Origin of the sequence: Enterobacter cloacae complex sp. IR53030, assembly GCF_049238365.1 — a bacterium.
Taxonomy (GTDB): Bacteria; Pseudomonadota; Gammaproteobacteria; order Enterobacterales; family Enterobacteriaceae; genus Enterobacter; species Enterobacter kobei.
Genome location: NZ_JBMKHA010000006.1, coordinates 121,279 through 138,603 on the forward strand (window position 1 = coordinate 121,279; position 17,325 = coordinate 138,603).

Here is a 17,325-nt window from a genome sequence, read left to right on the forward strand (position 1 = left end):
GATGACCCAGCCTCTTCTCAGTATTGATAACCTGTCGATTGCTTTCTCGAAACAGGGTGAGACGCGCACCGTGGTCACCGATTTGTCGCTGCAGATCCAGCGCGGTGAAACGCTGGCCCTGGTGGGGGAATCCGGTTCAGGTAAGAGTGTTTCAGCGCTCTCTATCCTGCGGCTGCTGCCTTCACCACCGGCGAGCTATCCGCAGGGGGATATTCTTTTTCACGGCAGTTCACTGCTTCATGCCGACGAACATACCCTGCGCGGTATTCGCGGCAATAAAATTGCCATGATCTTCCAGGAGCCCATGGTCTCTCTCAACCCCCTGCATACCCTGGAGAAACAGCTCTATGAAGTCTTGTCTCTGCACCGGGGCATGCGCAAAGAGGCTGCGCGGGGGGAAATACTGGATTGTCTTGAACGGACGGGCATACGCAATGCGGCCAAACGGCTGAATGATTTTCCGCATCAGCTCTCCGGCGGTGAACGCCAGCGAGTGATGATTGCTATGGCTCTGCTCACCCGGCCCGAACTGTTAATTGCCGACGAGCCGACGACGGCGCTGGACGTGACGGTGCAGGCGCAAATATTGACGCTGCTGCGGGAGCTGCGCGACGAGCTGAACATGAGCCTGCTGTTTATCACGCACAACCTGAGTATTGTGAAAAAGCTGGCGGACAGCGTCGCGGTCATGCAAAACGGCCGATGCGTTGAACAGAATAGCGCATCCACGCTGCTAAACGCGCCACAGCACCCTTATACGCAGCGTCTGCTCAACAGCGAACCTTCCGGCGACCCGGTTCCGCTCACGGCGGACAGCACTCCGCTGCTGCGCGTTGAGGATTTGTCCGTCTCCTTCCCGATCCGCAAAGGCATTCTGCGGCGTATCATCGACCCAAACCCGGTCCTCAAAAATATCCGCTTCTCGCTGCGTCCCGGTGAATCCCTGGGGCTGGTGGGTGAATCCGGTTCGGGTAAAAGCACCACCGGTCTGGCACTGCTGCGCTTAATTGCCTCTCAGGGCGAGATCCTTTTTGACGACATGCCGCTGCACCGCTGGAACCGCCGCCAGATGTTGCCGGTGCGCCCGCGTATGCAGGTGGTGTTTCAGGATCCCAACTCCTCACTTAACCCGCGGCTCAGCGTATTGCAGATTGTCGAAGAGGGTTTGCGCGTTCACCAGCCCGGCCTGAACGCGCAGCAGCGTGAGCAGGAGGTCATACAGGCGATGGCCGAAGTGGGCTTAGATCCCGATACCCGTCACCGTTATCCTGCGGAATTTTCCGGCGGGCAGCGCCAGCGTATCGCCATCGCCCGTGCGCTGATCCTGAAACCGGAGTTGATTATTCTGGATGAACCCACCTCCTCTCTGGACAGAACCGTCCAGGCGCAGATTCTGGCATTGCTGAAATGGCTACAGGAAAAGCATCGGCTGGCCTATATCTTCATCAGCCACGATCTGCAGGTGGTGCGGGCGCTATGCCATCAGGTGATTGTTTTGCGACAGGGTGAGGTGGTCGAACAGGGAGAATGCCAGCGCGTATTTACTGCGCCAACGCAGAGCTACACGCGCCAGCTGCTGGCAGCAGACTAGCGCTCAGAACGGGTACTGGCCGGAAAAAGGCTCAGCAATCGCAACACCAAAGTTTTTCAGACGGCAGGTGGCGGCAAATTCATCCTGGCTTTTAACAAACAGGCACGGCTCGCCTTCGCACTCCAGTACGGAGCTGTCCACTTCGATATCCGTCAGGGCCTGACTGAGACGCTCCATCACCCGCCACGCATTTTCGTCGCTTGGGCTCAACAGTTTGAACGCCACGAGGCAATTGTCACTGCCCGCGCCGTTTTGCGGAATCGGTTCAACTTTCGAACCTGCAAAACCCGCCGACCAGCGATAGCTCTGGGGCAAGCGATGGACAATGGAGAGTTGTAATGTATTCACGTTCGTTCCCCGGAAGCAAAATTTACTTCACAATTTATTTACATTTATAGTAACACATCATCGCTAACCTGCACTATTCAGCGCTTTTTTATCGGTATAGAGGTTCGCGTCGGCGCTATATGTACCCGTTTCTGCGATCTAACTCAACCTTTTTGAATACAATGATGTGACTTTTTACATAAATAGATTTTACATAAAATAAACAAACACGGGATAAACGAACGCGGGTTTGGTTGATATGTATCAACAAAAAAGGCCCTGTCGGGCCTTATCTGCTCATCAATGAGCCGCTTTCCGTGGCCGGCTGGCATAAAGACAGAAGAGGACGGAGCTGGTTGCGCAAAACGCCATCGCCCATAGCATAGGCCAGGCCGTGGTGAAGGTCGCCATAGACAGTAATGCCCCGACGATGGCGCCAATGCCGAAGCGGAACGTCCCCGCCAGTGACGATGCGGTTCCCGCCATATGCGGGAATTCATCGAGGATCACCGCCATCGCATTTGAGGATATCATCGACACGCAGCCCACAAAGGCCGCCACGCCAATCACCAGCGCCCAGAAGCCCACTCCCAGGAATGCACTGACCACCAGCCAGACAGCCATCACAAACTGGATCCACAGCCCGGCGCGGAACATGTTCAGCGCGCCGACCCGCCGGACAAAGCGGCTGTTAATAATAGTCAGTACAAACAGGAAGACGATATTGAGCGCAAAATAATAGCCGAAGTGCTGCGGAGAAACATGGTTCAGCTCGATATAAACAAACGGCCCGGCGCTCAGGAAGGAGAACATCCCGGCGAAGCTGAACCCGCTTGCCAGCATATAGCTCAGCACGCGCTTGTGGCGAAACAGCGAGGCAAAGTTACCTATTGTGGTGCGAATGTGGAATTTCTGGCGGTGCTCGGCAGGAAGCGTTTCATCAATAAAGAAGAAAATCATTGCCGAGGCCAGCAGTGCAGCCAGCGCCAGGATCCAGAAAATCGCATGCCAGCTAAACCACACCAGAACCGCCCCACCGGCCATCGGAGCCACCAGCGGCGCAATCGTCGTCACCAGCATGACAAACGACATCATGCGGGAGAACTCTTCTTTCGGGTAGATATCACGCATCAGGGCGTTGATCACCACACTCGCTGCAGCAGCGGCCAGACCGTGCAAAAATCGCATGAAAATCAGATGATCGATGGTTTGCGCCAGCGCGCAGGCCACCGCCGCCCCGGCAAAGACCAGCGTTCCGCCCAGAATAACCGGTTTGCGCCCCAGGCTGTCGGCCATCGGGCCGTACAATAACTGGCCGAGAGCAAAGCCGAGAATATAGGTGCTGAGCGTCATCTGTGCGCTGCCAGCAGGTACCCCAAACTGCGCGGAAATGACCGGCAGCGCGGGCAGATACATATCTATAGACAGCGGCATCAACATGGCCAGCAGGCCAAGAATGAAGACAATTTTGAACGACGAGTGTGGCCTGGTGGTCACAGAAATCTCCTGAAATTAGTGCGAAGGCAGACCGACGCTGGCGATCTCTTCTTCCGTCAGCGGGCGATATTCGCCAGGCGCCAGGTCGGGATCGAGCGCGATTGCGCCAATACGTTCGCGATGCAGACCGACAACGCGGTTACCCACTGCGGCAAACATGCGTTTAACCTGATGGTAACGCCCTTCGCTGATGGTAAGACGGACTTCCGTCGGCGTGATCACGTCCAGCACCGCCGGTTTAGTCAGGTCTTTTTCATTATGTAGTTGAACGCCTTTCGCGAATTGCTCTGCAGTGTCATCCGCAACCGGCGACTCCAGCGTGACCAGATAGGTTTTCTCGCAGTGGTGACGTGGGGAAGTAATACGGTGTGACCACTGCCCGTCGTCGGTCATCAGCACCAGCCCGGTGGTGTCGATGTCGAGGCGGCCCGCGGCATGGAGCTTATGCGCCACCGGTTCGTCGAGGAAATAGAGTACCGTCGGGTGATCGGGATCGTCCGTTGAGCAGACGTAGCCTTCCGGCTTGTGGAGCATGAAGTAGCGCGGGCCGTTCTGCTGGGTCAGCGGATTGCCGTCGTATTCAACCTGATGCTCAGGTTGAAGTTTGAAAGCGCTGTCTCTCACAATGTCGCCATCCACGGTAACGCGGCTGGCGCGAATTTCGCGCCCGGCAATAGCGCGGCTTACGCCGAGTTGCTGAGCGATAAACTTATCAAGTCGCATGAAATCTTTTTAGCCTTAATGGTGCTGGAAGTCGGACCGTGCGTCCGAAAAAGAAGCAGTCAGGAACGGTTCAGTATAATGGTCTGGTTGCGCCACTCAAGGGAAAAAGTTTCGTGGCATACTATATGCGGATTAACGAAACTGAGACACCATGACTTTTACACTTCGTCCCTATCAGCAGGAAGCCGTTGACGCCACCCTCGCCTGGTTTCGCAAACACCGGGAACCGGCGGCGATTGTCCTCCCGACCGGCGCAGGCAAAAGCCTGGTCATTGCCGAGCTGGCCCGCCTGGCGCGTGGCCGCGTGCTGGTGCTGGCGCACGTCAAAGAGCTGGTCGCGCAGAACCACGCCAAGTATTGCGCGCTGGGGCTGGAGGCCGATATTTTCGCCGCCGGGCTCAAGCGTAAAGAGAGCCACGGTAAGGTTGTCTTTGGCAGCGTGCAGTCGGTCGCCCGCAACCTGGATCTGTTTCGCAGCGAATTTTCGCTGCTGATTGTCGACGAGTGTCACCGCATCAGCGATGACGACGACAGCCAGTATCAGCAAATCCTCACGCACCTGAAAGAGGTGAACCCTCACTTACGCCTGCTGGGCCTGACGGCAACCCCGTTTCGCCTGGGCAAAGGCTGGATTTACCGCTTTCATTATCACGGCATGGTGCGTGGCGATGAAAAAGCGCTGTTCAGCGACTGTATCTACGAACTTCCGCTGCGCTACATGATTAAACACGGCTACCTGACGCCGCCCGAGCGGCTGGATATGCCGGTGGTACAGTACGACTTCAGCCGGTTACAGGCGCAGAGCAACGGCTTATTCAGCGAAGCGGATCTCAACCAGGAATTGAATAAGCAAAAGCGCATAACGCCGCATATCATCAGCCAGATTGAGGAGTTTGCCGCGACGCGCAAAGGGGTGATGATCTTTGCCGCGACAGTCGAGCACGCGCGAGAAATTACCGGACTGCTCCCCGCTGACGATGCCGCGTTAATTACCGGCGAAACGCCCGGCCCTGAGCGTGACAGACTAATTGAGGCGTTTAAAGCCCAGCAGTTCCGCTATCTGGTGAATGTTTCCGTGCTAACCACCGGTTTTGACGCCCCGCACGTCGACCTGATTGCGATTTTGCGCCCGACGGAATCCGTCAGCCTGTATCAGCAGATTGTCGGTCGTGGTCTGCGCCTGGCACCGGGCAAAACTGACTGTCTGATCCTCGATTACGCCGGTAACCCGCACGATCTTTACTCTCCCGAAGTGGGCACGCCAAAAGGCAAAAGTGACAACGTGCCGGTACAGGTGTTTTGTCCAGCCTGCGGGTTTGCCAACACCTTCTGGGGGAAAACCACCGCCGACGGCACGCTGATCGAACACTTTGGCCGCCGCTGTCAGGGTTGGTTTGAAGATGATGACGGGCATCGCGAGCAGTGCGATTTCCGTTTTCGTTTCAAAAACTGTCCACAGTGCAACGCCGAAAATGACATTGCCGCCCGCCGCTGCCGTGAGTGCGACACGGTGCTGGTCGACCCGGACGACATGCTGAAAGCGGCGCTGAAGCTGAAAGATGCGCTGGTGCTGCGCTGTTCCGGCATGGCCTTACAGCCGGGCGCGGATGAAAAAGGCGAGTGGCTAAAAATTACCTATTACGACGAGGACGGCGCTGACGTCAGCGAGCGGTTCCGGGTACAGACGCCAGCCCAGCGCACGGCATTTGAGCAACTGTTTATCCGCCCGCATACCCGCACGCCTGGCGTGCCGCTGCGCTGGATCACCGTGGCGGATATCGTGCATCAGCAGGCGCTGCTGCGCCATCCGGATTTTGTTGTCGCCCGCAAAAAAGGCCAGTTCTGGCAGGTACGTGAGAAGGTCTTTGACTATGAAGGTCGCTATCGTCGGGCAAATGAATTGCGTGGTTAGCAGGACTTTTCATTGATGTGGACAGCGTTTGAGTATAAAATGCCGCCCGCTTCACATCCGTGGGGCAGAACACTCACCTGCTGCTGGGTCGCCTGTAGTAGGGTTTTAAATACAGAGAGAAATCAATGTTCACTATCGAAGCAGAAGTACGTAACGTGCAGGGTAAGGGTGCGAGCCGCCGCCTGCGTACCGCTAACAAGTTCCCGGCTATCGTTTACGGTGGCGAAGCTGCTCCAGTTGCAATCGAACTGGATCACGACAAAGTATGGAACCTGCAGACCAAAGCTGAATTCTACAGCGAAGTTCTGACCATCGTTGTTGGCGGTAAAGAAGAAAAAGTGAAAGTTCAGGCTGTTCAGCGTCACGCGTTCAAGCCAAAACTGACTCACATCGACTTCGTTCGCGCGTAATCGCAAACCTGTCGAGAAAAACCCCGCTTCGGCGGGGTTTTTTATGGCGGTTATTTACCGCCCGAGGTGCGACGCTGAAGCTGATCGCGCAGGTTTGGCGGCGTGCCTTTGATGGTCAGCGTATCGGTGGCAGGATCCCAGAAGATACGTTCCCCCAGCAGCATGGCATCGAAGTTGATGGTTAACCCACCGCCGCTCCCGGCAAATTTGGTTAACTGACGCAGCGTACTGCGATCCGCTGGGAAGCTCTCTTCAAGCTCATAGCCTTTCTCTGCGGTGAACGCCTGGAAGCTGACTTCGCTGACGCCCGCCAGCTCTTTTGACAGCGACTCCAGCTCAATCTCTTCCCCCGCCTGCAGCTGTTCGTTGCAGTAGCTGTAAACCTGCTGACGCACGTTCTGGCGTTCAGATTTATCGAGCTGCGCCTCAGCCGTAAAGTCATCTACCGCCTGCAACAGCCCTTTGTTCTGCGCTTTGGCGTTAAGTCCTTCGCTGGCGCCGAGGAAATCCATAAAGAAATCGGCCACTTTGCGGCCCACACGCCCTTTCAGGAAGGTCAGGTAGCGGGTCGATTCCGGGTTGGTTTCCCACTCGGTCAAATCAATCCGCGCCACAATATCCGCATGGTTGATATCCAGATAATGCGTCGAGCTGATATCCAGTTGCTCATTCACGCGCATGCTGCTCAAGTTATTCAGCACGGTAACCAGCAGATACTCTACCGCCAGGTAGCGATAGTGGCAGAACAGGACGATGCCGCCGTCGGCGAAGGGATATTTTGCCAGCTCGTCGCGCAGACGCCCGGTGGCCGCGCGGCTAAACGCCAGGAAATCCTCTTCCCCCTGACGCTGCAGGCGCAGGCTATCAGCCAGTTCACTCTCTTCGCTGAACAGACCATAGGCTTTATTTTTGGCGCTGTAGACGCGATGCAACTCAGCCATCATTTCCACAACGGTCGCCGTGGGTTCCAGTAACGAATCGCGTAGCACCACTTCAAGGGTTTGCTCATCACGCTTGATAAGCTGGTGCAAGGCAATCTGGTTGATTTCCAGACTCATGATAAACTCTCCTTTTAGACCGGGCGGTATTCAACCACCACCAGGACATGTGTGCAACAACAGATAAAAAAGGGGAAAAAAAGCTGTTGCTACGGTAATATGTTGCCCTTTCATCAACAAACTGATTTTGATTTATGCCACAACATTCCCGCTACAGTGATGAACACGTTGAACAACTGCTCAGTGAGCTGGTCAACGTACTGGAAAAACATAAAACGCCGACCGATCTCTCCCTGATGGTTTTGGGAAATATGGTCACCAACCTTATCAACACCAGCGTTGCTCCGGCTCAGCGTCAGGCGATCGCAAAATCTTTCGCCCAGGCGTTACAGTCATCCGTCAGCAACGACCAGGCCCATTAAGGGAAACGAACAACAGTTTATGGTGACGAATCGTCAGCGCTACCGTGAAAAAGTCTCCCAGATGGTCAGCTGGGGACACTGGTTTGCCCTGTTTAACATTCTGTTAGCGGCGGTGATTGGCTGTCGTTATCTGTTTGTCGCAGACTGGCCAACCACGCTAACCGGGCGTATCTACTCCTGGATAAGCGTTGTCGGTCACTTTAGCTTTTTGGTATTCGCCACCTATCTGCTGATCCTGTTTCCTCTGACGTTTATCGTCATGTCGCAGCGTCTGATGCGGTTCTTATCCGCGATCCTTGCCACAGCAGGGATGACGCTGCTGCTTATCGACAGTGAAGTGTTCACCCGTTTCCACCTGCATCTTAACCCTATCGTCTGGGAACTGGTGATCAACCCTGACCAGAACGAAACGGCCCGTGACTGGCAGCTGATGTTTATCAGCGTCCCGGTGATCCTGCTGATTGAGATGTTGTTCGCCACCTGGAGCTGGCAAAAGCTCCGCAGCCTGACCCGACGCCGCCACTACGCGAAGCCCGTCGCCGCACTCTTTTTCATCTCATTTATCAGTTCGCACATCATGTACATCTGGGCGGATGCGAACTTCTATCGCCCTATTACGATGCAGCGTGCCAACCTGCCGCTCTCGTACCCAATGACGGCCCGTCGCTTCCTTGAGAAACACGGCCTGTTAGATGCCCAGGAGTATCAGCGTCGTCTGGTCGAACAGGGTAATCCGGAAGCGGTCAGCGTTCAGTATCCGCTGAGTGAACTGCGCTATCGCGATATGGGCCGCGGACAAAACGTCCTGCTGATTACCGTCGATGGTCTGAACTATTCCCGTTACGAGAAGCAGATGCCTGCGCTGGCCGATTTCGCGAGTCAAAACGTCTCGTTCACCCAGCATATGAGTTCCGGGAACACTACCGATGCGGGCATCTTTGGCCTGTTCTATGGCATTTCTGCCGGATACATGGATGGCGTTCTGGCTGCACGCATTCCTGCGGCGCTAATTACCGGACTGAATCAGCAAGGCTATCAGTTAGGGTTGTTCTCATCCGATGGCTTTAACAGCCCACTCTACCGCCAGGCGCTGTTGTCTGATTTCTCGCTGCCTGCTGCGCAGAGCCAGTCTGATACCCAGACCGCAAACCAGTGGATAAACTGGCTGCAGCGCTACGCCCAGGAAGATAACCGCTGGTTCTCGTGGGTGGCCTTTAACGGCACCACGCTTGACGACAGCAACCAGACTGGCTTTGCCCGCCGATACAGCCGTGCGGCCAGCAATGTTGACGCGCAGATCGGCCGCGTTCTTGACGCGCTACGCAAATCAGGCAAGCTCGATAACACTGTCGTGATTGTGACCGCAGGTCATGGTGTACCGCTCGGCGACGAAACGAAGAGCATGAGCTGGTCACGCCCGAACCTGCATGTACCGCTGGTGATCCACTGGCCGGGAACGCCTGCGCAGCGCATCAATATGCTCACTGAACATAAAGATGTTATGACGACCCTGATGCAACGCCTGCTGCACGTCAGTACGCCAGCAAACGAGTATTCGCAGGGGCAGGATCTCTTCAGCGCCGCGCGTCGCCATAACTGGGTGACATCAGCAGACGGTAACACGCTGGCGGTGACCACACCGACGCTGACGCTGGTGCTGAACAGTAACGGAAATTACCAGACGTATAATCTGCAGGGTGAACGGCTGAAGGACCAGAAACCGCAGCTGAGCCTGTTGCTGCAGGTCCTGACGGATGAGAAGCGCTTTATCGCTAACTGATTAATTATAAACCAGTTAGCGACAGATTCTCTTGCATTCGAAACGGAATCGAGTAGTATCTTTTTATGCGTCGGCACGTAGCGCAGCCTGGTAGCGCACCGTCATGGGGTGTCGGGGGTCGGAGGTTCAAATCCTCTCGTGCCGACCAAAAATACATTGAAAACCAGCCTCTTATGGCTGGTTTTTTTTATGCATAAAAAAGCCACCCCGCAGGATGGCTTCCTTATCGCACGTCGGCGCTTAGTGCTTCTCACGTCCACCCAGGAAGAAAATACCCAGCGGGATGGCAAGCAGAACGGTGAAGACAAGGCTGTAAACGAAGATCATCGCCGATTGCAGAACATACATGCTGGTGGTCCAGGCGGAGAGAGGAATGTTGTACTGTTCGATAACGCCAACAATGGTTGCCCGCCCCACGCACGCGGCCGCAATCATAAACACAACCAGTAGCGCCAGGAGGAACTTGCGGCCTTCAGGTGTTTTCAGTTTTGCACGAACCATCTCTCTTCCCTTTACAGATGAATAACATTATGTGGCGTTCAAAATAACACGATCTGCCGCCAGATACCATTTCAGCACAAAAAACTGGATTTATAGTGCAAGTCAGGTTCATTACACCACTTATATTGAAAATGTAAGTAAATGACGCTAATCATTCATAAGTGTTATGCTAATCTGATTCGGCTCGTTTTGACATAAAGGAATGACAATGAAAAACGCACCTAAATGTGCCATCGCCCTGATTGCCGCGTGCATCAGCACCGGCGCTTTCGCCAGCGAAACCCAAAAAGAGCAGCCGCTGGAAAAAGTTGCCCCCTATCCGAAAGCGGACAAAGGGATGAAACGTCAGGTGATTCAGCTACCGGTTCTGCAGGACGAAGCGAACTACAAAGTGGAGCTGTTGATTGGTAAAACGCTGGAAGTGGATTGTAACCAGCACCGACTGGGCGGCCAGCTGGAGAGCAAAACGCTGGAAGGTTGGGGCTACGATTACTACGTCTTCGACAAAGTGACCTCCCCCGTCTCCACCATGATGGCGTGCCCGGACGGCAAGAAAGAGAAGAAATTTGTAACGGCATATCTGGGTGATAACAGTCTGCTGCGCTATAACAGCAAGTTGCCTGTCGTGGTGTATACGCCTGAAAATGTAGAAGTGAAATACCGCGTATGGAAAGCGGATGAGAATGTCGGACAAGCGGTAGTACGTTGAAATTAAGTCGGGTGGCGGCTTCGCCTTACCCGACCTACAACACTAAAAACGGTAACGAATGTTACCGTTTTGCTTTTACCTTACAGGGCGATATCCGCAACCGGTTTGTTTTCCGCCTGAGGCTTCAGTTCCGCCTTTGGCGCAGCATCCGCTGCCTGCGGCTTCACATATTGCAACTGCAATACGCGGCTGGTGTATTCCAGCTCCTGCTCCGTCGCGTCGACATTCCCGTTCAGCTTCGTACCGTAGGATGGAATGATCGTTTTCAGCTTCGCCTGCCATTCCGGGCTGGCAACTTTATCTTTAAACACTTTTTCCATCAGGTGCAGCATGATTGGCGCAGCAGTAGATGCACCCGGTGACGCGCCCAGCAGCGCGGCAATCGTGCCATCCTTATCGCTCACCACTTCCGTACCCAGACGCAGCACGCCACCCTCTTTCGGGTCACGCTTGATGATCTGAACGCGCTGTCCCGCCTGCCACAGACGCCAGTCTTCTTTCTTCGCCTGCGGATAGTACTCTTTCAGCGCCTCGAAGCGTTCCTCGTCAGAGAGCATCACCTGGCTGATGAGATATTTCACCAGATCGAAGTTATCCAGACCCACGTCCATCATCGGCTTGACGTTAGAGGTGGTCGTGGCGCTGAGCAGATCCCACAGGGAGCCATTTTTCAGGAACTTGGTGGAGAAAGTCGCGAACGGTCCGAACAGCACCACGCGCTTACCGTCAAGCATACGGGTGTCGATGTGCGGAACAGACATCGGCGGTGCACCGACGGAAGCCTGACCGTACACTTTTGCCAGATGACGATTCACCACTTCCGGGTTCTCGGATACCAGGAACTGACCGCCAACCGGGAAGCCCGCATAGTCGTCAGCTTCAGGAATACCGGACTCCTGCAGCAGTTTCAGCGCCGCCCCACCGGCACCGATAAAGACAAACTTCGCCTTGATGACGTGCTCGGCTTCGTTGTTTTTCAGATCGGCAACGGTCACGCTCCAGCTGTTATCCGCGTTGCGCTTAAAACCACGCACTTCGGTGCTGAGCTGCAGGTTGAAGTTCTCTTTCTTCTTCAGAGACGTCACCAGCTGACGGGTAATTTCGCCATAATTAACGTCGGTACCAATTTCGGTCCGGGTCGCGGCCACTTTCTGGTTCGGGTCACGACCTTCCATCACCAGCGGCGCCCACTCTTTGATCTGAGCGTGGTCTTCAGAGTATTTCATCCCACGGAAGAGCGTGCTCTGCTGCAGCGCAGCGTAACGCGCGCGCAGGAAGTTGACGTTCTGCTCGCCCCACACAAAGCTCATGTGCGGTACGGTGTTAATGAAGGAGTGCGGGTCATGCATCACGCCGCTGTTGACCTGGTGAGACCAGAACTGGCGTGAGATCTGAAACGCTTCGTTGATCTCTACCGCCTTCTCGATACTAATGGAACCGTCCTTTTTCTGCGGCGTATAGTTCAGTTCCATGAGTGCCGAATGTCCGGTACCGGCGTTGTTCCAGCCGTTCGAACTTTCCTGCGCCACGCCATCAAGGCGCTCGACCATGGTCATGGACCAGTCCGGCTGAAGTTCTTGCAGATAGGTTCCCAGCGTGGCGCTCATGATACCGCCACCAATTAAAAGGACGTCCGTTTCCTGCTCTTTAGGGGTGTCAGCTTTCGCCGCCATAGAGACGGTGTTAAGCCCCACGGCCAGAGAAAAGAGCATGGCAGTCATTTTTTTCATAATTTATGCCTTAGTGTAAAAGTGCTTGATGCGTGGAAATTGCAGGTGAAAAAAGCTGCGGAGGCACGGTAACAACTTTTAAATATTGTTTAAAGGTTACGAAATTATTGTAATTGTGAAATTTAATGGTGGGTTGTTTGTAAGGAATTATCGATGTGGCTGGTAAATCGTGGGTTTACTGGCTAGTATGTGGCGTTTTGTGATCGCGCGCACGGAAGCCTGCCCTAATCTGCGAAGAGTTATGTCCTTACCCCATTCTGCTGTACCCGGCGAAGACCGCGTCACCACGGTCCTTAGCTCGCCAAAACTTCTGGTGCGTGAAACGCTGGCGGGCGTCATTACCGCCCTGGCCCTGGTCCCTGAAGTGATCTCATTTTCGGTGGTTGCAGGCGTTGATCCCAAAGTCAGCCTGATCGCCTCCGTGGTGTTGTGTTTTGCTTTGTCTGTGCTGGGCGGTCGTCCGGCGATGGTCACGGCGGCGGCCGGTTCCGTGGCGCTGGTTATTGGCCCGATGGTGCACCAGCACGGCGTGCAGTACATTCTTCCGGCGGTTCTCATGGCGGGGGTGATCCAAATACTGTTTGGCGCACTGGGCATGGCAAGGCTGATGCGCTTTATCCCTCAGTCGGTGATGACCGGGTTTGTTAACGCCCTCGGCATCTTAATTTTCTTTGCTCAGGTTCCGCACTTCTGGAGCCGAAGCCCGTTAATCGTCGGCCTGTTCGTGCTCACGCTGCTTATCGTGCTGTGGGTGCCGCGCTATATCAAAAGCATCCCTTCCCCGCTGATTGCGATAGTGGTGCTCACGTTGTTCACCGTTACCAGCGGGCAAATTCTGCCGACGGTGGGTGATGAAGGCTCGATGAGTGGCGGGTTACCGGGACTGACGGAAATGCTGGTCCCCCTGAACATAGAAACGTTAAGCATTATCTGGCCGTGCGCGTTAAGCATTGCGTTCGTCGGGCTGCTGGAGTCACTGCTGACGGCGAAGCTGGTGGATGAACTGACCGTCACCCCGTCCAGTAAACGCCGTGAAAGCATCGGGTTGGGCGTGGGCAATATCCTGGCCGGGCTCTATGGAGGGATCGCAGGCTGCGCGATGATTGGACAAACCATCGTCAACGTGGAGATGGGGAAAGGCCGAAGCCGTATTTCAACGTTAGCGGCTGGTATCGTTTTACTGGTGCTGGTGACGGCGCTGAGCGACGTGATGGCTAAAATTCCGATGGCGGTGCTGGCAGGCATTATGGCGATAGTCGCCATCAAAACCTTCAGCTGGCACAGCATTCAGCCCGCAACGGTAAAAAATGCACCTGTTGCGGAAACCGTCGTGATGCTGGTGACGGTCGCCGCAACGGTATCAACCGGTAACCTGGCGATTGGCGTGCTGGGGGGGATTATCGTCATGGCACTGCTTCCCGCCCGCATTAAACGTCGTCTTAAAGCAGAAAAAGCGTTGCAAGCCCAAGAAAAATAAAGAAACCACCGGTATCGGTGATGGCAGTGATCATCACGCTCGACCCCACCGCGGGGTCGCGCCCCAGCTTGGTCATGGTCAGTGGAATAATGACCCCCATCATCGATGCCACCAGTAAATTCAGCACCATCGCCAGCATCATCACCCCGCCTAAGGCCATATCGTCATACAGCCACCAGGTGATGCCCCCCATAATGCCGCCCCACACCAGGCCGTTGATCAGCGCCACCCCCATCTCCCTGAAGATCAGAAAGGCGAAATTGCCGGGCTGAATATTTTCCAGCGCCAGCGCGCGGACGATCATCGTGATGGTCTGGTTTCCGGTGTTGCCGCCAATCCCGGCCACAATCGGCATTAATGACGCCAGGGCCACCAGCTGTGAAATGGTGTGTTCAAAGCCATCGATTACGCGGGAGGCGATAAAGGCGGTACACAAATTAATGGCAAGCCACGCCCAGCGCGTTTTCACCGCCTTACCGACGGAGGCGTGGACGTCATCTTCGGCGCTGATCCCCCCGAGCGCGCGCAGGTCGTTATCGGTCTCTTCGTAGACCACGTCAACGATCTCATCAACCGTCAGACGGCCCATCAGCTTGCCGACGGAATCCACGACGGCCGCACTCACGAGGTCGTCACGTTCGAAGGTACGTGCCGCTTTTTCAGCATCGTCTTCCGGAGAGAAGACCATCGGCTCGTTTTCCATCACCTCACTGACTCGCCGCTGGGTGCTGTTAAGCAGGATCGTTTTCAGCTCCAGCTCGCCAAGCAGGGTTTTATCCCGCGAGGTGACGAACAGTTTATCGGTGTTATCCGGCATCTTGCCTAGGCGACGCAGGTAGCGCTGCACGGTACCGAGCGTGACGTCCGGACGCACCGTGATAACGCCAAACTCCATGATCGCGCCGACGCTATTTTTCTCGTAGTGCATCACCTGACGGACACGCGCGCGCTCATCGGCAGGCAGGGAGGCCAGCAGGCGACCGGTCAGGTTACGCGGCAGGTGTTGTACAAGGTAAATCTGTTCGTCGATATCCAGCGTTTGCAGCGCATCGAGGATGTCCCGGTCGCTCATCTCGTCGATCAGGTCATCCCAGACGTTTTCCGAAGCTTCAAGCAGTACCTGCCCGCGCTCGTGATCCTGCACCAGACGCCACAGGGCGTGACGCTCTTCGGAGGGAAGTGCTTCGAGCGTATCCGCCAGATCCGGCGGGGGTAAATGAGCAACCAGCGCACCTACCTCAGCAATATCGTCGGCTAAAGTGCCGACATCATATTGCTCAGCCAGGGTCAGTTTGCCTAATAACGTAGAAGTGACCGCTTTATCGGTCGTGAGAAGCCAGATGAGTCGCGCACGCTCCTGATCGCGCTGCCTGGCGCTGTTTTTCTTTAATACCGACATCAATCATAAATCCATTAAATGAGTTGGCGTTAAGCATAGCGCGAGGATATGTAAATAAGAATAAACAACGGGACGGGATGAAGAAAAAAACGGCATTACCGCCACGATCTATCCCCTCTCCCTGTGGGAGAGGGTTAAGGTGAGGGCATCAGGCCGTGCGCGCCACCGCATCACGCGAGGCCGCCGCACGCTCGTCACCGGTCAATTCGCTCAGCTTGCCATCGCGCATCTCCAGCAGACGGTCGGCGTGAATGAAGTAGTGATCGTCGTGGCTAATGGCGAAAATGGTTTTGCCCATCTCCTGCATCAGCGGCAGCAGCACCTGATAGAACTCACGGCGGAAGTGGGGATCCTGATCCGCCGCCCATTCGTCCAGCAGAATGATATCGCGCTCTTCCGCCAGCGCCAGCAGCAGCGCCACGCGCTTCTTCTGCCCTTTAGAGAGCTTCAGGTTGAGAATTTTACCGTCCTGAAGCTCCAGCTTGTGCGACATCTGCAGCTGTGCCAGCCATTTTTCCACCAGCACAGGATTGGCCTGCTGCCCTTCAGGGCCGAGCAGCCGATCGAACAGCCAGACGTCGGTAAATACCGCCGAAAAGAGCTTGCGGTAGTCCTCAGGTTTCCCGGCACTCAGCGCCTTACCGTCCAGCAAAATCTCGCCCGACTGCGGCTGGTAGAGTCCGGTGAGCAACATCGCCAGCGTGGATTTACCGCTGCCGTTACCGCCGATGAGGAACAGCAGTTCACCGCGGTGAATCGTCAGGTTGACCGGCCCCACGGAGAAGGCGTTGTCCTTATAGCGGAACGTCACGTCGCGCAGCTCCAGCGTATGCCAGTCCGGGAAGGCTTGCGGGCGCGGGAATTCCGCCTTAAATGGCGCGAGGTCGAATTTTTTGAGCTTGTTAAATGCCACCTGTGCACTCAGCAAGGTGGGCAATGCGCCGACCGCCGAGAGCAGCGGCGTGCGTAAAAACAGCAGCGTCAGTGAGTAGGTTGCCGCCACGTTGGTGTCCGCCCAGCCCAGGCTGTTCGCCATCCAGAATACCAGGCCAATGGCGCCCAGCATCATGATATTTGACCAGTTCACCGCGCTCAGGTGGTAAGTATCGGCGCGGATGATGTGATGCCGATATTCGCGCGCGTCCGGGATATAGAGGTGATTGAAGATATACTCGGCGCGCTCGCGGTTCAGGGTCAGCTCCTTGCGCCCTTCCAGCACCGTCTGGTAATCGTTATACAGTTTATCTTCCGTTTCGCGCAGCACCGCCATGTGTTTATAGACGCGTGACACCAGCACAAAGCCGCCCCAGATGGTAATGGCAATCCACAGAGCGGTCACCGCCAGCATTTTACTGGAGAGCCAGGCAAGATAAGCCGCCGAGCCAAAGGTCAGAATGATCCCCTGCACCAGCTCCGGCAGACGAACAAACGCGATGGTGATAGCCCGCACGTCACTGGTCAGCCCCGCCAGCAGGGAGGCGCTGCCAAGTTGCTCCACCCGTTCAACCTGAGTGTCCAGGATCCGCTTGATAAATTCGCTGCGCAAACGGAAAACGAAATGGTGGCCGAGCGCGGTTAGCGCCAGCTGAGAGCCAAGCGTAACCGCCATCAACAGCAGCAGCAGGCCGAGAAACTCTGGCAAAACAGAGAGTGAGGTATCGACCATTTCAATCAACCGCACGTTAATAAACGCGATCAGGCCAATACCCAATGCGGCGCTGGCAAGGCTTAACGCCATGACGGCAATGAAGGGCCAGCGATACTGACGCCAGACAAGGAGAAGTAGTTGCATGCAGGCAATCCGGACAATAAAAATCAGCCAGCAGTGTAAACTGCCCGGCGTGTACAT

General features: G+C 55.4%; 15 protein-coding genes and 1 tRNA gene. 8 read left to right on the top strand and 8 right to left on the bottom strand.

Translation table 11 applies throughout. The features are described from left to right. The first annotated feature begins 1 nt into the window (after nucleotide 1). A complete protein-coding gene (gene yejF, locus ACOTXR_RS08450; RefSeq protein ID WP_058691095.1) occupies nucleotides 2-1,591 on the top strand; it encodes a microcin C ABC transporter ATP-binding protein YejF in 1,590 nt (529 codons plus the stop codon). 3 nt (nucleotides 1,592-1,594) lie between these two features. On the opposite strand, the gene ACOTXR_RS08455 is transcribed toward yejF, so the two are convergent. The 3 genes from ACOTXR_RS08455 to rsuA form a co-directional block, all read right to left on the bottom strand. Further along, nucleotides 1,595-1,939 (bottom strand): YejG family protein, encoded by a 345-nt coding sequence (locus ACOTXR_RS08455; RefSeq protein WP_421767016.1) that lies wholly within the window; start codon nucleotides 1,937-1,939, stop codon nucleotides 1,595-1,597. A gap of 279 nt (nucleotides 1,940-2,218) precedes the next feature. Then, a complete protein-coding gene (locus ACOTXR_RS08460; RefSeq protein ID WP_014884591.1) occupies nucleotides 2,219-3,415 on the bottom strand; it encodes a Bcr/CflA family multidrug efflux MFS transporter in 1,197 nt (398 codons plus the stop codon). Between the two features lie 15 nt (nucleotides 3,416-3,430). Then, nucleotides 3,431-4,138: a 16S rRNA pseudouridine(516) synthase RsuA gene (rsuA, locus tag ACOTXR_RS08465; protein WP_014884592.1), complete on the bottom strand. Its 708-nt coding sequence runs from the start codon at nucleotides 4,136-4,138 to the stop codon at nucleotides 3,431-3,433. 151 nt (nucleotides 4,139-4,289) lie between these two features. Here rsuA and ACOTXR_RS08470 point away from each other — a divergent pair, with 151 nt between their 5' ends. Both ACOTXR_RS08470 and rplY read left to right on the top strand, forming a co-directional pair. Then, complete coding sequence (locus ACOTXR_RS08470; RefSeq protein WP_045281821.1) at nucleotides 4,290-6,050, top strand: DEAD/DEAH box helicase; 1,761 nt, start codon at nucleotides 4,290-4,292, stop codon at nucleotides 6,048-6,050. Between the two features lie 125 nt (nucleotides 6,051-6,175). Then, entirely contained in the window at nucleotides 6,176-6,460 is a 285-nt protein-coding gene (gene rplY, locus ACOTXR_RS08475; RefSeq protein ID WP_014884594.1) for a 50S ribosomal protein L25, read from the top strand. A 50-nt stretch (nucleotides 6,461-6,510) separates the two neighbouring features. Here the strand turns inward: rplY and yejK are convergent, their stop codons facing one another. Then, nucleotides 6,511-7,518 (bottom strand): nucleoid-associated protein YejK, encoded by a 1,008-nt coding sequence (gene yejK / locus ACOTXR_RS08480; protein WP_014884595.1) that lies wholly within the window; start codon nucleotides 7,516-7,518, stop codon nucleotides 6,511-6,513. A gap of 134 nt (nucleotides 7,519-7,652) precedes the next feature. On the opposite strand from yejK, the gene ACOTXR_RS08485 reads away from it, so the two are divergent. The 3 genes from ACOTXR_RS08485 to ACOTXR_RS08495 all read left to right on the top strand — a co-directional run bounded on the left by ACOTXR_RS08485 (nucleotide 7,653) and on the right by ACOTXR_RS08495 (nucleotide 9,808). Next, nucleotides 7,653-7,880, top strand: a complete 228-nt coding sequence (locus ACOTXR_RS08485; protein ID WP_014884596.1) for a YejL family protein — start codon at nucleotides 7,653-7,655, stop codon at nucleotides 7,878-7,880. Between the two features lie 19 nt (nucleotides 7,881-7,899). After that, entirely contained in the window at nucleotides 7,900-9,660 is a 1,761-nt protein-coding gene (gene yejM, locus ACOTXR_RS08490) for an LPS biosynthesis-modulating metalloenzyme YejM (protein WP_058691096.1), read from the top strand. Nucleotides 9,661-9,731: 71 nt separating this feature from the next. Further along, nucleotides 9,732-9,808 (top strand) — tRNA-Pro (locus ACOTXR_RS08495). 92 nt (nucleotides 9,809-9,900) lie between these two features. Here ACOTXR_RS08495 and ACOTXR_RS08500 read toward each other — a convergent pair. Beyond that, on the bottom strand, nucleotides 9,901-10,161 hold the full coding sequence (locus ACOTXR_RS08500; protein ID WP_008500962.1) for a DUF2534 family protein: 261 nt from the start codon (nucleotides 10,159-10,161) through the stop codon (nucleotides 9,901-9,903). Nucleotides 10,162-10,369: 208 nt separating this feature from the next. Between ACOTXR_RS08500 and eco the strand changes: the two genes are divergently transcribed. Further along, the gene (gene eco, locus ACOTXR_RS08505; protein WP_222834604.1) at nucleotides 10,370-10,870 is read left to right on the top strand and encodes a serine protease inhibitor ecotin; all 501 of its coding nucleotides are present in this window, start codon (nucleotides 10,370-10,372) and stop codon (nucleotides 10,868-10,870) included. Between the two features lie 80 nt (nucleotides 10,871-10,950). On the opposite strand, the gene mqo is transcribed toward eco, so the two are convergent. After that, nucleotides 10,951-12,600, bottom strand: a complete 1,650-nt coding sequence (gene mqo, locus ACOTXR_RS08510) for a malate dehydrogenase (quinone) (protein WP_014884599.1) — start codon at nucleotides 12,598-12,600, stop codon at nucleotides 10,951-10,953. A gap of 187 nt (nucleotides 12,601-12,787) precedes the next feature. On the opposite strand from mqo, the gene ACOTXR_RS08515 reads away from it, so the two are divergent. Then, a complete protein-coding gene (locus tag ACOTXR_RS08515; RefSeq protein ID WP_058691097.1) occupies nucleotides 12,788-14,077 on the top strand; it encodes a SulP family inorganic anion transporter in 1,290 nt (429 codons plus the stop codon). Here the strand turns inward: ACOTXR_RS08515 and mgtE are convergent. Together mgtE and ACOTXR_RS08525 are read right to left on the bottom strand one after the other, a co-directional pair. Then, on the bottom strand, nucleotides 14,040-15,476 hold the full coding sequence (mgtE, locus tag ACOTXR_RS08520) for a magnesium transporter (protein ID WP_014884601.1): 1,437 nt from the start codon (nucleotides 15,474-15,476) through the stop codon (nucleotides 14,040-14,042). The two genes, ACOTXR_RS08515 and mgtE, sit on opposite strands and share 38 nt — an antisense overlap. Nucleotides 15,477-15,624: 148 nt before the next feature. Continuing rightward, on the bottom strand, nucleotides 15,625-17,268 hold the full coding sequence (locus ACOTXR_RS08525; protein WP_058691122.1) for a multidrug ABC transporter permease/ATP-binding protein: 1,644 nt from the start codon (nucleotides 17,266-17,268) through the stop codon (nucleotides 15,625-15,627). Nucleotides 17,269-17,325 lie beyond the last annotated feature (57 nt).

Coding starts and splice junctions, on each gene's coding strand:
- ACOTXR_RS08470 (WP_045281821.1), top strand. CDS start 4,290: ATGACTTTTACACTTCGTCCCTATCAGCAGGAAGCCGTTGACGCCACC.
- mqo (WP_014884599.1), bottom strand. CDS start 12,600: ATGAAAAAAATGACTGCCATGCTCTTTTCTCTGGCCGTGGGGCTTAAC.
- ACOTXR_RS08500 (WP_008500962.1), bottom strand. CDS start 10,161: ATGGTTCGTGCAAAACTGAAAACACCTGAAGGCCGCAAGTTCCTCCTG.
- eco (WP_222834604.1), top strand. CDS start 10,370: ATGAAAAACGCACCTAAATGTGCCATCGCCCTGATTGCCGCGTGCATC.
- yejF (WP_058691095.1), top strand. CDS start 2: ATGACCCAGCCTCTTCTCAGTATTGATAACCTGTCGATTGCTTTCTCG.
- mgtE (WP_014884601.1), bottom strand. CDS start 15,476: ATGTCGGTATTAAAGAAAAACAGCGCCAGGCAGCGCGATCAGGAGCGT.
- ACOTXR_RS08485 (WP_014884596.1), top strand. CDS start 7,653: ATGCCACAACATTCCCGCTACAGTGATGAACACGTTGAACAACTGCTC.
- yejK (WP_014884595.1), bottom strand. CDS start 7,518: ATGAGTCTGGAAATCAACCAGATTGCCTTGCACCAGCTTATCAAGCGT.
- ACOTXR_RS08525 (WP_058691122.1), bottom strand. CDS start 17,268: ATGCAACTACTTCTCCTTGTCTGGCGTCAGTATCGCTGGCCCTTCATT.
- rsuA (WP_014884592.1), bottom strand. CDS start 4,138: ATGCGACTTGATAAGTTTATCGCTCAGCAACTCGGCGTAAGCCGCGCT.
- ACOTXR_RS08515 (WP_058691097.1), top strand. CDS start 12,788: ATGTGGCGTTTTGTGATCGCGCGCACGGAAGCCTGCCCTAATCTGCGA.
- yejM (WP_058691096.1), top strand. CDS start 7,900: ATGGTGACGAATCGTCAGCGCTACCGTGAAAAAGTCTCCCAGATGGTC.
- rplY (WP_014884594.1), top strand. CDS start 6,176: ATGTTCACTATCGAAGCAGAAGTACGTAACGTGCAGGGTAAGGGTGCG.